This is a genomic window from Paenibacillus sp. FSL P2-0089 (genome assembly GCF_038595095.1).
In the GTDB taxonomy this organism is placed as follows: domain Bacteria; phylum Bacillota; class Bacilli; order Paenibacillales; family Paenibacillaceae; genus Paenibacillus_AQ; species Paenibacillus_AQ silagei.
Genome location: NZ_CP152006.1, coordinates 5,051,868 through 5,067,617, shown reverse-complemented (window position 1 = coordinate 5,067,617; position 15,750 = coordinate 5,051,868). Strand labels below are relative to the sequence as shown.

Sequence of the window (15,750 nt, the reverse complement as noted above, 5' to 3'; positions counted from 1 at the left end):
CTTGCATTTCAATGATGAAGAATGGAGTGAGACAATGAAGCGTAAGAAGCTGCTCGCACTGCTAATGGTGCCCACAATGATCCTGTCTATGTTTCCAGCGCCCCTGGCTGTACATGCAGATTCAGCAGATTGGGGAGCAAGGGCTGCCTATGGCGGGGAAGGCGGAACAGAGCTTTTCCTGGGAGGCAAATTCATTGAACTGGGGATAAGCAACTGGGGGAATTTCGGTACGATGGGCAGTAAGCCCGCTAATTTCCGTGGAACGAATTCCAGACCTTATCTGGGAATGAGTGCGGATCATGACGGATATGGAACAGGCAAAGATCTGCCAGTCGATTATTATTTGCCGGGAACCCCTGAAGAACGGTTCGCGGTAGGATACCAGATCGGCGGAAATACATATGCGAAGTCCAATTCAGCGCAGATGCACTCGATGGATATGCCGACCACCGTTGTAAATACCTCGCAGACGGATAAAGGAATTCTGAGTGCGACTACGGTATCTACATGGACTGACACTATGGAGATTAAGCAGGTGATCAGCTTTGGGGAGAACCAGAAATTCTACCGCAATGATGTGACTATTACCAATCTTACAGATAAGAATTGGGACGGGGCGCGGTATATGCGCTCAATGGACCCGGATAATACGGTGGATCAAGGAGGGGCATATGTCACCTCTAATATTGTGACCCACACCATTGAGGAAGATCGTGCTGCAGTCGTGAAGGCGAGTACTATTGCTGATAATGATCCGCTGTACAAGGCCTTTAATTCAAGAGCCCCAATCTTCTTCTATTCCAGTGATCCACGGGCGAAGGCTTCCGTCTTCGGGTTTACCAATACTAACCCTTATGCGCTGGAAGCTTACAACAGTCCGAAGGCGAAGAACGTGGAAGTCAAGGCTGATGCAGGGATTACCATGACCTGGGATTCTGGTGCGCTGGCTCCGAACGCAAGCAAGAAATTCACCTATTATACGAGTCTCGATGAGAGGGATTTCAGTGAAGTCATCTCTGACATTGAGCTGGATGAAGGTGCCAGCACCGAGCTGGTGGAAGCCAAGGCGAATGATGGAACCGTTACCGGCAACCAGAAGGTGAAAATAGTCGGTGCGACCCTTGCTGATTCTATTGATCCAAGCCATATCCGTATCAACAATCTGCCGGACGGACTCGATTTCGCCGTCACCCGGCTTAGTGATACCGAGCTTAACTTCACGCTGACCGGTTCAGCGGTTAATCACGGCAAGGATGCGACAACAAAGAACCTGTCCGTTACCGTCGATAAGGAGAATCTGCGGGGGATCTCCTCCGGCCTGACGACCAAGACCTTCAGTGTAACGTTCAGAGATCCTGCGGCGCTTAGCCTGAATAAAGGGATTGTATCCGAAGCGGTCTATGGCTCGGGTGAAATCACTGAGACGCTTGGCGTGACGATTACTGGCGGCAAATTCAATGAAACGATTGATGCAGCCGATGTGCAGGTGCATGGTCTGCCAGCCGGTCTTGGCACTAGCGTGACAAGAGTATCCGACACAGAGCTCACGCTTCAGTTCACCGGTGCAGCTACGGTGACCAGCGATGTCTACGGAGCTTATGTAACCGTAGCTTCCGGCAAGCTTGCCGGAAGCCCGGCGGACTTAAGCACGAACACCTTCAAATTCGATTTCTTGGACAAAGAGCCTTATCTGGTGGTCAAGACACCGCAGCTCTATGAATCGGATCTGAATGATGGCACGATCGGGGATGTGCTTGTTCTTGAACTGAAGAACGGTTCTTTCGATGAGTCGGTTATGGATGCCATCGAAGCGGTGAATTGGCCGCCGGGCCTTACGCCGGGCAAGATTACCGTGGATTCTCCGAACCAGATTACGGTGGCCATTACCGGCCAGGCTGCCAGCCATAAGACTGCTGACAGTGTGAACCGGGCAGCGGTTACGCTAGCAGGCATTCCGTCAGGAACCTTCGCTATTCTGTTCCGCTCTCCTCCGGCAGTGATTGCCGCGTCTCCTGATGTAATCCACGATGCGGGTGACGGCTCAGCGGCAGAGACGCTAACGGTTACCCTGCGTAACGGCGTATTTACAGAAGAGGTCGAAGGCGGCGTAAGTGTTAATAATATGCCTGAAGGCTTAAGCTTCAGCGTGGTGCGGGTTAGCGGCACGGTACTTGAGATTCATTTCACCGGTCAGGCGGCTGGAAAGTACGAGGCTTCTGCCTTTGCTTCAGTCACAGTTGATCCTTCTATTATTGTAGACTGGGTTAAGCCTGTGACCTCCAATAACGTTGACCTGCAGTTACCGGGTGCGGGCGCATTGGTGAAGCGTGATATGGATGCCTTAACCTGGGAATTGATCCGTAAGGACAATACCCTGCAAAGCTCTGTGCTAAGCGGACTAGATTTACCTCTAAAAGGAGCTAACAGTAGCACGATTACCTGGACCTCCACCAATGGAACGGTCGTTGCCACAGACGGCACCGTGACAAGACCTCCGTTCGAGACAGGAGATCAGCCGGTTACATTGACAGCAGTGCTGAAGAACGGGACATCCGAGCTGACCAAGACCTTCGAGCTGATTGTCAAAAAGCAGGCCGGCACCGACAAACAATCGGTAACCGAAGATACTTACCTGCTTACCTGGAATACGATCTGCGAGGAGAATGTGAAGCAGGAATCGGTAACCTCTGCGGTGTATTTGCCGGAGAATGGGACGAATGGCAGCACGATCACCTGGAGCTCTTCGGATGAAGAGGTGATTGCCACTGACGGAACGGTAACACCACCCTCCTTTTCAAAGGGGGACCGGACGGTAACCTTAACAGCGGTCATCCGTAAGGGAGACAGCGTGCTGACCAAAGAATTCGTGCTTACGGTCATCAAGCGTCCAATGACAGACGAAGAATCTGTAAATGAGACCTTGGCCAAGCTGGACTGGGACATGATTCGGGAAGATAACGAGGAGCAGGAGCAGGTCCTGACGGATCTTGACTTGATTACCGAAAGCACCAGCGGCAGCACGATCACCTGGACCTCCTCCCAGGAATCAGTTATTACTCCAGACGGTGTTGTGAAGCGCCCCGCTTATGCAGATGGAGACCAGAAGGTTACCCTGACAGCAACGGTGACCAAGGGCAGTGTGACTTATCAGAAAGAGTTCGTAGTGACTGTTAAGGCCAAGCGTGAGAGCATCGATGAACAGCTTGATGAAGCGATGAAATTGCTGAGAATTGGCTACAAAGGGCAAGATTCGGCCAAGAGTGTAACGCAGGATGTTGAGTTGATCTCGAAGGGCTACTATGACTCTGAGGTCGTATGGACGAGCCACCGCAGCGATATTGTCAGCAGCACCGGTGAGGTTCAGCGTCCGCTGAAGGATACGGTGGTAAGATTGACAGCTCGTGTGGCCAAGGAAGGCTTCTTCCGGGAGCAGGACTTCTATATTACGGTCAAAGGAACGGCTACGGTCGATCTTCCTCAGGATGAAGTGAATGTCAAGATCGGTTATGCTCCTGGAGATTCAGAGGAGTCTGTAACCCGTAATCTATTCTTGCCTAAGACCGGTGACACCGGCTCTGTCCTGACCTGGACTTCGAGTAGACCGGAGGTGCTCACGAACACTGGGCGGATTAAGAGACCGGGACCGGATGAACAGGATGTGACGGTAGAACTTACTGTGAAGCTGGCAGACCCTGACCGTCCGGGCGAGATACTGGTCAAAACCTTTACAATTGTTGTAAAAAAGCTCAGTGACCAGGAAGCGGCAGAGGAAGCGGCAAGAAGTACGGGAATCAACACGGCGGCCACTTTCGCGCCTGGTGATACGTGGGAGAGTGTCACCGAAGCCTTCGTATTGCTGCAGACCGGCAAATATGACACCAAGATCACCTGGACCTCCAGTGAAACTCCGGTAATCGCCGTCCAGCAGGATGCGGACCAGGCCAAGGGAAATGTAACTCCTCCGGTCCAGGATACGAATGTTATTCTGACCGCTACCTTTACCCGGAACGGTAAGAGTGCAGTGAAGCAATACCTGCTGATTGTGAAGGCGAAAGGCGTAGTCAAGGAAGGTGCCGTTCGTGAAGCAACGTCCAGAACAGCCGGACTGTCTACCTCTAATGACGGCAAGCCGCTGGAGCAGGGCGTGACCATTCTAAGAACGAACCTGTCTAACGGAACGAAGATTGACACCATTGTGATTGATGAGAATGAAGTGTATAACCTTGTGGAAGGCGTGAACCCGAATGACCCGGATACAGCCAACCGGAGTGTAACCATCACCCATGTGGATGATCTGTCTGCGCGCGCGGATGAAATTGCAGTTGAAATTCCATCAACGGCCGTTTCGATTCTTGCCGGGCGCAAGGCTTCACTGGATATTGTAACTGCACTCGGCTCGATCCATCTGGATGCAGCCAGCCTGGCACAGCTTGATGCGAGTGCTACCGACCTGTATTTCCGGATTGTACCGGTGAAGGACCCGCAGGCGAAGGCGAACGTCCAGAGCAACGCGATCCTGAACGGTTCTTCCAAGCTGGCACTGGCCAGTGACAAGACACTTCAGAATCTTGGGTCACCACGGGAGATTGAGACTAACTATGACAAGATCAATACGCGGATTCAGCTTCCGTTGTCAGAGTTCGCGGATCAGATTCCGCTGCAAAGCTCCGGGGTGCGCGACGCCTTCCTGGACAGCTTGCGGGTGTACGTTGAACACAGCGATGGCGAGATTACAATCTACACGCCAGAAATTGTGTATAATCGGGGCGGCGAGCCTGTAGCGCTGGAGATTCAGATTAACAAATTCAGTACCTTCCAGATTGTACGGATTACAGATAAGGCTGCGGAGCCTGTTAAAGAAACTGAACCCGCACCTACAACTGCACCTGCAACTGTCCCTGGGGTAAAAGGCGAGACAGTTCCTTCGGCCAGTGTAGAGCTGACCGCAGATCAAGTGAAGGAATTGCAGAATAAGGGCAGTGAAATTGTGATCGAGTCGAAGCTGGGCACGATTAAGCTTGACGCAGCTGCTATCGATCTGGCAGCGCTCAGCAAGCAGTTTGGACTGAAGAATGACAATCTGGGTGGTATTGTCATCACAGCTGAGCTGGCGGCATCCTCTTCTGACAGCCTGGAAGCCTTCAAGCTTGCGGCCGCGAAGCAGAAGGTACAGCCTGGTAACACTCTGGTGAACTTCTCTATTAAGGCGAAGTATCAGGGACAGACGGTACAGGTAACCAGCCACGGCTGGGCGAAGTACACGCTTGAAGTACCGGCAGATATGAAGATTACCACTGGCGTATTATACCGGGATGGTTCAATCTATCATCAGCCGACATATGTAACCGTTAAAGACGGACGTTACTACGCTACGATCAACAGCCTGGAGAGCGGAGAATTCGGCTTAATCTGGAATCCGCTGGAATTCCCGGATGTAGCGAATCACTGGGGTAAGCCGGATGTCAATGACATGGGCTCAAGACTGGTGGTAAGCGGCACGAAGGAAGCGGTCTTTGAACCGCAGCGGGCGATCACACGGGCTGAATTCACTGCCATGCTGGCAAGAGCGCTCGGCATTGTCACCCATGGGGAGCAGCCTGTTACGTTCAGCGATGTCTCCGCAGGCGGATGGTACGGGCTGGAGCTTCAGGTTGCCATCGAGAACGGCCTGATCACCGGTTATCCGGACGGAACCTTCAGACCGGACAACAATATCTCCAGACAGGAGGCCATGGCAATTGTCAGCAGAGCCTTGAGCATCACAGAACTGAAGTCTTCGCGCAGCGAAGAGCAGACTCAGCAACTGCTGAGGTCCTTCGCTGATTCCGCTTCCGTAGCCAAATGGGCGATTGCTAATGTGAAGCAGAATCTGGCAGCTGGTATTATTCTGGGCAGAGACGAACAGCGTCTTGCGCCGAACGAGAATATTACCCGCGCCGAGGCGTCGGCTGCCATCCGAAGATTACTGATTCAATCGAATCTGATTAATCCGTAAGTATAAGCATCACATAACCATTGTATAAGCAAGATCAGGGTCGTCCCTCAAGCCAGATTATGGTTGGGGGACGGCTTTTGTTAACTTTTGAGACCACTACAGGGTAGGTGTTAAACTCCGCAAAAAATGACCATTAACTCAAGCAAAATGGCGAGCAACCGGTGTGTTTTTCCAGTACAATCAGTTGTAGGCGGAAATTGCACATTTTTTCGGGGGAAGTTCTTTAGTCTGCGCATAGGAAAGTTCAATTCGGGCTTGTAAAATAACACTAGCGATTGTAAACGCTTGCTTTCATTCCAGAGGAGGGTATGATGCATTCCATGAATGTGCGGAATCCCGTAATTGCCGGGTATTATCCGGACCCCAGTGTGGTCCGTGTGAATGAAGATTTCTATCTGATTAACAGTACCTTTGAATATTTTCCGGGTGTGCCTATCTTCCATAGCAGGGACCTGATCGACTGGACCCCGATAGGGCATGTGCTGACCCGCCAGTCCCAGCTGGATCTGCGGACGACCAAGAGCTCGTCCGGTATCTACGCGGCCACCATCCGCTATCATGCCGGGCGTTTCTACATGATTACTACAGATGTCAGAGGCATCGGCAATTTCTATGTGACTGCGGACAAGCCCGAGGGTCCCTGGTCTGATCCGATTCTGCTGCCGCACGGGGGCATTGATCCTTCCCTGTTCTTCGATGATGACGGGCGTGCCTATGTTACGGTGCAGAACGGTGCAGGCTATGAGTCGCATATTATCCAGTATGAGATTGATCCGTTGTCCGGCGAAGTGCTGTCGGAGCCGGTCAACATCTGGAGCGGAGATGACGGCCCGTGGGTCGAAGGCCCGCATCTGTACAAGATCAAGGGCGTCTACTACCTGATGACCGCCTCCGGCGGCACGGCGGGTGATCACCGGGAGATTATTGCCCGCAGCAGCAGTCCTTACGGCCCGTTCGAGGACAAGCCGGAGCCTATCCTGACCCACCGGGGACTGAAGGACCACCCGGTACAATGCCTTGGACATGCCGATCTCGTGGAGGATACATCCGGTCAGTGGTGGGCGGTCTTCCTGGGCATGCGTCCCGTGGAAGGCCGGTATTCCCCGCTGGGCCGGGAGACCTTCCTAGCTCCGGTCACCTGGACGGAGGACGGCTGGCCGATGATTGACAATAATGAAGGCACCGTTGTAGCCGCGGACGAGTCCAGCCTGGAGGAACAGGTGCGGCGCTTTACGCCAGAGGACGGCTTCGGGCCGGAGTGGGCCTTCCTCCGCGCTTATGAAGCGGAACGGTATTCCTGGACCGAGCGCGAAGGCAGTTTGACCGTGCGCGGGAATGCCTACACGCTGGACGATGAAGCGCCCGCCGTGTTCGCGTGCCTCCGCCAGCAGCATCACCGGATGGCGCTGGGCGTCAGCCTTGACTTCACGCCGGTGACCGAAGGCGAGCATGCCGGACTGGCTGCGCGGCTTAACAACCGTGGATATCTTTTCTGGGGACTTACTTGCCGCAGCGGCCGCCGGGTGATGGAGCTTGTAGTGAAGAACGGTGAGGAGCGGCAGGTTCACCAGTATGAGGTAAACGGTGAAGGTGCCGTTCAGCTTCGCCTCCGCTGCGACGGCCATTCCTACCACTGCTCCTATTCGGCAGATGGGGTGTCCTGGCATGAAGTCCCGGAGACGGTTCATGTATCGGTCCTGTCCCCGGAGGTCAACGGCGGCTTCACCGGTGTCTGCCTCGGCGTACATGCCTCGGGCAACGGTACAGAGAATGCCAGCCCTGCTTACTATGAAGGATTCTATTATTCCAATATCAAAGGAGATGCCTTATGAATCAGCAACAACCCCCTAAGCCTAACCAACCGATCGTAACTCACATCTATACAGCGGACCCGTCCGCCCATGTCTATGAAGGCAAAATCTATATCTATCCTTCCCACGATCTAGATCATGACGAGCCGAGCAATGATAACGGCGACCAGTATAAAATGGAAGACTACCATGTTCTCTCGATGGACAGCTTCGATTCTCCGGTGGTCGATCACGGCGAAGCGCTGCATGTGAGAGATATTCCATGGGCCTCCAAGCAGCTCTGGGCTCCAGATGCCGCATATAAGAACAACTCCTACTATCTGTTCTTCCCGGCCCGCGACCATGACGGCATCTTCCGTCTTGGTGTAGCAACGTCGGAGTCTCCCGCAGGCCCGTTCTCCCCGCAGCCGAATTATATGGAAGGCAGCTTCAGTATTGACCCGGCCGTGCTGGTAGATGACGACAACCAGGCGTATATCTACTTCGGCGGACTCTGGGGCGGCCAGCTGGAGAAATGGCAGACCGGCAGCTTCGTGCCGGATGCGGAAGGACCGGCTGCCGACCAGCCGGCGCTTGGACCGCAAGTTGCGCTGCTTAGCGATGACATGCTATCCTTCCAGGGCAAGCCAGCCGAGATCTCGATTGTCGATGAAGACGGGAATCCGATTCTGGCCGGGGATGAAGAGCGCAGATATTTTGAAGGCCCGTGGATGCACAAATATAACGGCGATTACTACCTGTCCTACTCTACAGGAACCACGCATAAGCTCGTGTATGCAATCGGCAAGAACCCGATGGGACCGTTCACGTTCAAGGGTGAGATTCTGTCCCCGGTCATCGGCTGGACGACTCACCACTCCATTGTTCAAGTGGAAGACAAATGGTATCTGTTCTATCACGACAGCTCCCTGTCGGAAGGCGTCAACCACAAGCGCTGCGTGAAATACACCGAGCTGAAATACAACGAAGACGGCACGATCCAGAGTATCAATCCTTATCCGGATGCGGAGTAAGCTGGCGGATAAATTAATGAAGGCAAGTAACATATGAGGTAACCATGAAGCAGCTCCTAGAGGGGCTGCTTTTTGGCGTGGCAAGGGTGCGAGTGAGGCAGATGTAGGCGAAATACCGAACACAATGTGCTGGTGCGGGGCGCTCGGGCTGAATGTATACGAAAAAGCGAACACATTGGACAGGTGCGGGTGCGAGTGGGTCGGATGTGTGCGAAAAACCGAATACAATGGCGGCGACGGAGACGCGCGGGCGGATTGTAGTCGAAAAACCAAATACAACTTTTCTTTAATTTGACCAGCGAATCTTTAATTTAGCTTCTATTAGTCCTCGCAGGTGCTGCTATATAGTAACTTTGATAACCATTACCCAGAAGGAAGATTCATCCAGTTATTATGAATGCGTTCTCATCAATCTGAAGAATGAGGAGAGTGAACAATGGTAGCTACATCCCGGACACACAGAATTCGTAAGCTGACTTCAGCGGTATTAGGTACAGCGCTGCTGGTGACCCTACTGCCGCAGACAGCCATGGCCGGAGACACCTGGCCGTTCAAAGGTGAAAGCGCACACGGTGCGAATCAGCCCAGCGTACACGGCTATACCAGCCAGCACATTGCGGACTGGAGTCCGCAGAGAGATCAGGACGCGGCGCTGCTGCGCTCCAGGGTGCCGTTGCAGCAGCGGATTGCACCTTTCCAGCAGACTCAAGCCAATCCGGCGCTGAATCCGGCGGTGCAGATGATGAATGTTGCGGGCGATTATGGCAATGCTTTTATCGAGAATGCCCCGTACACCAACAAGTTCGCCCAGTACCACTTCAACTTCTGGCAGTACATTGACTATTATTCCTACTGGCACGGAACAGCGACAGCGTATACACCGCCGGAATATTACGACGATCTGGCCCAGTCCGACTGGCAGCAGAAATGGTTCGAGTTCGGTATGCTGAACATTCCGAATCCGACATATACCGATGCCGCGCATAAGAATGGGGTTATGTCGCTGGCCGGAGTGTTCTTCTCGAACAATGACCGGGGGCAGCAGACCTATAAGCAGATGATCGTCAAGGATGCAGCCGGGAAGTTCCCGGTAGCTGAGAAAATGATTGAAATGGCCCAATACTTCGGATATGACGGGTACTTCCTGAATCAGGAGGAGCAGAATCCGAATGTGGCGACAGCGGATATTCCCGATTATATTGCTTTTATGAAAGCGCTACAGGATGGCGGGCTGTATGTGCAGTGGTACGATTCCCTGAATACAGCCACGGGAGCCAATGTCTTCGCCAGAACCTTCAATAACAATAATATCTCCATGCTCTACGATAAAGCGGCCAACAAGCCGGTGTCGAATTCGTTTTTCTTCGATTACGGTATGGGCAGCTCGCAGATTACCTCGGCGGCGAATTACTTGAATACCTTCAATGCGGCCCAGGGGACGAGCTACAATCTCTTTGAGACCGGCTTCGCGGGGCTGGAAGCCGGGCGCGACCGCTTCAAGAGTGTGCAAGGCTCAGCCTTGAGCAGCAAGCTGGCCGGGGGAATTCCACGGACCAGCCTGGCGACACTGGGCGCGGATTTTGTCCATGCTGGTCTGGATGAGGATATGAATCAGTCCTGGCCGGTCTCGAACCGCACGGATAACAAATACCAATGGATGACGAACCTGCGCGAGCAGCTATGGTGGTCAGGACCACGGGTAAATCCGAAGAATACAGCCGTGTCTTCCAATAATACGGTGGCCGATGTGTATGCCGATAACCGCTACTGGCCGGGGATCGCTTCGGTCATTGCCGAGCGCTCGGTAGTGAAGGATGCCAACTTCTATACCAGCTTCAATACCGGCCACGGCCTCTCCTATTACAAGGATGGAGCGGTGTCCAGCGCAGCTGAGTGGTCCAATATGAGCCTTCAGGATGTTCCGGTCACCTGGCAATGGTGGCAGGATACTACAGGCAACCGCCTGAACGTGGACTTCGATTATGGTCCGGGTTATGACCAGACTGCCAATTCGCGTATGAATTACCAGCAACTTGGCGGTTACAACGGCGGAAGCTCGCTGGCAGTGAGCGGGAATCTGAACAGCGAGAACTTCCTGCGTCTCTATAAGAGCGATCTTGCCGTACAAGCTGGTTCTAAGCTGTCCATCGTCTACAACAAGCCGTCTGCCGATGATGGCTCTGTCCTGAGTGCCGGACTGATCTTCCGTGACCAGCCTGCCCAGGTAGTGAAGGTTCCTGTTGCAAATAGCGGGAAGCATACCACGGGCTGGACCACAGCCGAGCTTAATCTTGGTGCTTATGCCGGCCGGGAGATCGCGGCCTTCGGCCTGGTGTTCACCCCTGGAGCCACACAAGCAGCCAATTACCAGATGAACATCGGCCAACTGCGGATTCATGACGGCTCGGCAGTCAAGCCATCCGCTCCTACTGGTCTTTCCATTGCCCAGGCGCTGTCCGGCACAGATGAGATGATCGTGAAGTGGAGCATGGACACCGATTACTCCAAGGTGAAGCAATACAATGTATACGTGAATGATATCTATGTGGGCGGGAAGTATGATGAGACCTTCTATATCAAGAAGCTTCCGGCCAAATCCGGCGTGTTGAAGGTGGCGGCTGTAGGCGCAGACGGGCTTGAGGGCGATCCGGCCACGCTGTCCTTCGACCTGAATGCTGCGGTATCCAAGGTGACTGCCGAATCCGCTGCGAATGGAGACTTCCTGGTAAAGTGGACGAATCCCGCCGCAGCCCAGGGAAGTATCAAGGTAACAGTGAAGTCGGTGAACTGGACTACCACGCCGCAGCCGGTATCGAAGGAATTGACCGTGCCGCAGGGGGCAACCTCAGCCTTGTTCCAGAATATGCCGGTGAACGGAGATGAGTATACGGTTACCGTTCAAGCCGGAAATACCGATAAAATAACCTATAACGGAACGTTCACCGACAAGGTGTCCGAGCCTTATGCAGAGAACTGGTCCTGGAACGGAAATACGCTGAACCTGCCGATGCCAAGCACCCGGGACTGGCGGTATATGTACATTAAGGAAGACGGCCAGAACCGGTCGTTCCCGGTCACCTATCTGTCCGGTGCTGCGGGCATGAAGCCGATGATCATCCGCGGCCGCACGACTAAGGCTGCGCTGAGCTTCACCTCTACCGCAGCAGTAGTTACAGTGGTCATGGAGGATTACAGCGGTAATAAGTCGCAGCCTGTATACCTCAAAGGCCAACCAACGCCGTAAGGCGCGGGTAGGAATAAGTACCGCCCATTCTGCACAACATACACAAAGCGCTCACCCTCTGGCAAAATTAGCAGGGGGGAGCGCTTCTTGTGTATCCCGGCTAGCCGCGCCTGCAAGGCTATCAACTATGTTAGGAGGTGAATGATGCGAAGCCTTTCGCTGTACCGCAAGTATTTTAAAGACAATATGTTCCTGCGCTTCACGCTGATCGTGTCCTGTATCTTCATAGCCACCATTATCGCCTTCTCTTATCTGGTGCTGCTGTTAATCTCGGATTCGGCGGTGCAGCGTCAGATGGATATCCAGCGCAAGAGTATGGAGAGCGTCAGCAATTATGTGGAGAACAAATATCAGTCTGTTCAGGATATGCTCCGTGATGTGTACAGGGACGCAAGTCTGGCCAGTAATACGACATTCTTGCTGGAGAATCCGTTAAGCGATTATATCGAGCACCGGCTGGACCGCTTTCTGTTGGGAGAACAGTCCACCTCGAACGCCATCCAGTATTTCCAGAACAAGATTGACGATGATCCCGATATCCGCAGCCTGATCCTGTACAGCGCCAACCAGCAGGTCATGTATTATTACGACAACCGCAGGCAGTTCGAGCGAATCTCGACCAATGCGGCGCATTCCTTCGTCCCCGATTCGATGGTTCTGGGTGAGGAGAGTGTCGTCTCTATTCCGAATATCTGGGTGCTGAACAGTATAGGGATGCCGACAGCCCCGCTGTTCTCGGTGAAGCTGCCGATCAACAATAAGTCCTCACTGCTCAATATCGGCCAACTGCTGGTCTACTTCGACTCCGAGGCGATCTGGCAGGCCATGAATAACTATAAGCAGGATTTCAAAGGCGATATCCTCGTGCTCTCGGCCCAGAATGAAGTCATCTTCGATTCATCAGGTAAGGGGTACGGCCGGAAGCTGCCGAAGCTGCAAGAGATTAACGCTGGCGAGGAGTTTACGATAGAGGGAATGGTTGTCACGAGTCTGACGCAGAGTCAGGCGGGGTATACGGTGATCAGCCTGATCTCTAAGCAGGAGCTGGCCGAGACCTACAGCAGTGCGCGGAGCACCATTGTGTCCATCGCACTCGTCTGTATTCTGTTTGCCGTGCTGCTGCCGGCGATGTTCATTTCTAATTTTGCCAAACGGACCCACCGCATTATCCGCTTCACCCGCAAAGTCAAGAACGGGGATCTGAACACCCGGATTGTGGACGGTAAGGAAGATGAATTAGGCCAGATTGCCAAAAGCTTCAACAGCATGCTGGATGAACTGAACCAGTATATCGACCAGGTCTATAAGGCGGAAATCAAACAGAAGCATACGGAGATCGCTACGCTGGAAGCCAGGGTGAATCCGCATTTTCTGTATAATACATTAGAGGTTATCCGGATGCGGGCGATTTCGAGCGGGGCGAAGGATGTGGGGGAAATGATCTACAGCCTGTCCATGCTGTTCAAGTCGTATGTCCGTCCGAAGCAGAAATATACGTTCAAGGATGAGCTGGAGGCCTGCCGTCTGTACCTGGAATTATTCCGTATCCGCTATAAGGACAGGTTCGCATACACCATCGAATGCAGTCCAGAGCTGGAAGAGCTTCCTGTGCTCAAAATGTCGCTGCAGCCGGTCATTGAGAACTATGTTCTGCACGGCATGCGGACAGGTCAGACTGATAATGTGATCCGTATTGTGATCACAGCAGAGCCGGAGAATATCCGCGCGGTTGTTACGGATAACGGCAAAGGGATCGCGGAGGAGCGGCTGGCCCGGCTCCGCGAGGTGCTGGAGGATCACGGCGAATTGTCCGGGTCCGAGTCGTTCGGGCTGCGCAGTATTCATGAGCGGCTGAGACTGATGTACGGCAAGTCTTACGGCGTAGAGCTAGAGAGTGAAGAGGGCAGCGGAACAGTGGTTACGATTACTTTTCCATACCCGCCGAAGGAGGAGAACGCAGATGTATAAGGTGTTTATTGTGGATGATGAGCCGTTCATTCTTAGCGGCCTGCAGGATATATTGGACTGGGAGGAGCTGGGCCTCACGATTGCGGGGCAGGCGGAGAACGGGCAGGAGGCGCTGGAGCAGCTGCGGGAGATTCCCGCTGATATTCTGATTACCGATATCTCCATGCCGGTGATGACCGGCCTTGAGCTGATCCGCGCCGTCCGGGAATTCCGCCCGGATCTGAAGGTGGTGGTGCTGAGCGGCTTCGATGAATTCATGTATGTGAAGGAAGGTCTGTCGCTCGGGATCGAGAACTATCTGCTGAAGCCGATTAATCTGGAGGAATTCCAGCAGACGCTGGAGACGATTGTGGAGAAGCTGAACGTCTTCAGGCTGGATATGCAGTGGTGGGAATATACGAATTCCGTATTGAAGGATAATGTGCTTCTGCGCTGGCTGCGGGGGCAGATTGATCCGCAGGAGCGCTCCGAACGGCTGAATCTGATCGGCCTGCCGCTCACAAGCCGTTATGTGCAGGTTGCCCTGCTACAGGTCGAGCCGGCAACGGATACCTTCAGGAAGAGGGTATCCGATCTGGCAGAGGCAGAGGCAGAGACTTCGTTCTTCATGTTCTGGGATTCGGACAATGATCTGGTGCTGATACATAACTATGAAGAAGCCTCCGCCGGAGCGGAGGAGATGGCGTTCATGCTGGAGGAGATTGCAGGCTTATGCACCGGCGGTGAGAAACTGCGCGCAGCAGTGGGCTCGCCTGTCTACGGGGTAGACGCCGCTCCCGCAAGCTACGAGCAGGCGAAGCAGGCACAGGAGTTCCTGGAGATTCACCCGGAGCGCAGCATTATCTATTATGAGCAGCTGAGGGACCGGAAGGAGGATCTGCAATCGGTCCTGCCTGAGGACTGGAGCGATTACGCCAAGCTCATTATGTCCAAGAATGTGGCCGGGCTGTCGGAGCAGCTGGAGCTATATTTTGCGGCCCCGAGTATGGAAGGGTTAACGCCAGCGATGCTGGAGGAGATCTCGCTGGAATGGATTCTGTTCTTCCGGGTGCTGATCAAGGATATCCGCAGTGAAACGGAGCGTGAGTCTATTGCCGAGGGCTTGACGGCGATCCGCCGGGCGAATTCGCTGCCCGCACTGTCCGCTGCGCTCCGGCAGACCTCGGCTGGCATCATTGGGATGCTGGACCGGGAGCTGAAGAGCCCGGTGGTGAATCAGGTGCTGAATTATATCGCGAAATCGTACAGTGAGGATCTGTCGCTGAAGAAGCTGGGCTTCATGTTCAACATTCATCCGGTGTATCTGGGACAGCTGTTTCACAAGACTACCGGCGAATCCTTTGCGGAATATATGAACCGCTACCGGATCGATAAGGCCAAGGAACAGCTTCGCACGACGAACCTGAAGGTGCATGAAATCGCAAGAAGCGTGGGATACTGGGAAATGGGATACTTCTACAAGCAGTTCAAGAAATATGTCGGGATCTCCCCGACAGAGTTCAAGGGGCTCCTTTGAAGGCGGCTCTTTTTGAAAAGAAAAGAAATTATATGTTAGGTACGGAGTTATTTTTCTTTATTTCATACCTGAAAATATATAGTTTCTCTTCTATTTGAAACTGCTTTCATCTTATAAAGTTAAGTTATAGCCCAAGGAAACCAGCAGCCGGAAATGCCCGGCAGGCCTGAATTTTCCGGACAGCTAATTAAAAGGGGGTACGG

The 15,750-nt window shown here is 53.4% G+C and carries 6 protein-coding genes; all 6 read left to right on the top strand.

Going from position 1 to position 15,750, the window contains the following annotated elements:
• The first annotated feature begins 34 nt into the window (after positions 1–34).
• The 6 genes from NST69_RS21270 to NST69_RS21245 all read left to right on the top strand — a co-directional run bounded on the left by NST69_RS21270 (position 35) and on the right by NST69_RS21245 (position 15,547).
• A complete protein-coding gene (locus NST69_RS21270; protein WP_342547051.1) occupies positions 35–5,995 on the top strand; it encodes an S-layer homology domain-containing protein in 5,961 nt (1,986 codons plus the stop codon).
• 308 nt (positions 5,996–6,303) lie between these two features.
• Positions 6,304–7,827 (top strand): glycoside hydrolase family 43 protein, encoded by a 1,524-nt coding sequence (locus tag NST69_RS21265; RefSeq protein ID WP_342547050.1) that lies wholly within the window; start codon positions 6,304–6,306, stop codon positions 7,825–7,827.
• Positions 7,824–8,819, top strand: a complete 996-nt coding sequence (locus NST69_RS21260; protein WP_339310661.1) for a glycoside hydrolase family 43 protein — start codon at positions 7,824–7,826, stop codon at positions 8,817–8,819. The genes NST69_RS21265 and NST69_RS21260 overlap by 4 nt, the downstream gene beginning before the upstream one ends.
• Before the next feature lie 436 nt (positions 8,820–9,255).
• Positions 9,256–12,063, top strand: a complete 2,808-nt coding sequence (locus tag NST69_RS21255) for a hypothetical protein (protein ID WP_339310659.1) — start codon at positions 9,256–9,258, stop codon at positions 12,061–12,063.
• 141 nt (positions 12,064–12,204) lie between these two features.
• Positions 12,205–14,031, top strand: a complete 1,827-nt coding sequence (locus NST69_RS21250) for a sensor histidine kinase (protein ID WP_342547049.1) — start codon at positions 12,205–12,207, stop codon at positions 14,029–14,031.
• A complete protein-coding gene (locus tag NST69_RS21245) occupies positions 14,024–15,547 on the top strand; it encodes a response regulator transcription factor (RefSeq protein WP_342547048.1) in 1,524 nt (507 codons plus the stop codon). The genes NST69_RS21250 and NST69_RS21245 overlap by 8 nt, the downstream gene beginning before the upstream one ends.
• Positions 15,548–15,750 lie beyond the last annotated feature (203 nt).

Coding starts and splice junctions, on each gene's coding strand:
- NST69_RS21245 (WP_342547048.1), top strand. CDS start 14,024: ATGTATAAGGTGTTTATTGTGGATGATGAGCCGTTCATTCTTAGCGGC.
- NST69_RS21265 (WP_342547050.1), top strand. CDS start 6,304: ATGATGCATTCCATGAATGTGCGGAATCCCGTAATTGCCGGGTATTAT.
- NST69_RS21255 (WP_339310659.1), top strand. CDS start 9,256: ATGGTAGCTACATCCCGGACACACAGAATTCGTAAGCTGACTTCAGCG.
- NST69_RS21260 (WP_339310661.1), top strand. CDS start 7,824: ATGAATCAGCAACAACCCCCTAAGCCTAACCAACCGATCGTAACTCAC.
- NST69_RS21250 (WP_342547049.1), top strand. CDS start 12,205: ATGATGCGAAGCCTTTCGCTGTACCGCAAGTATTTTAAAGACAATATG.
- NST69_RS21270 (WP_342547051.1), top strand. CDS start 35: ATGAAGCGTAAGAAGCTGCTCGCACTGCTAATGGTGCCCACAATGATC.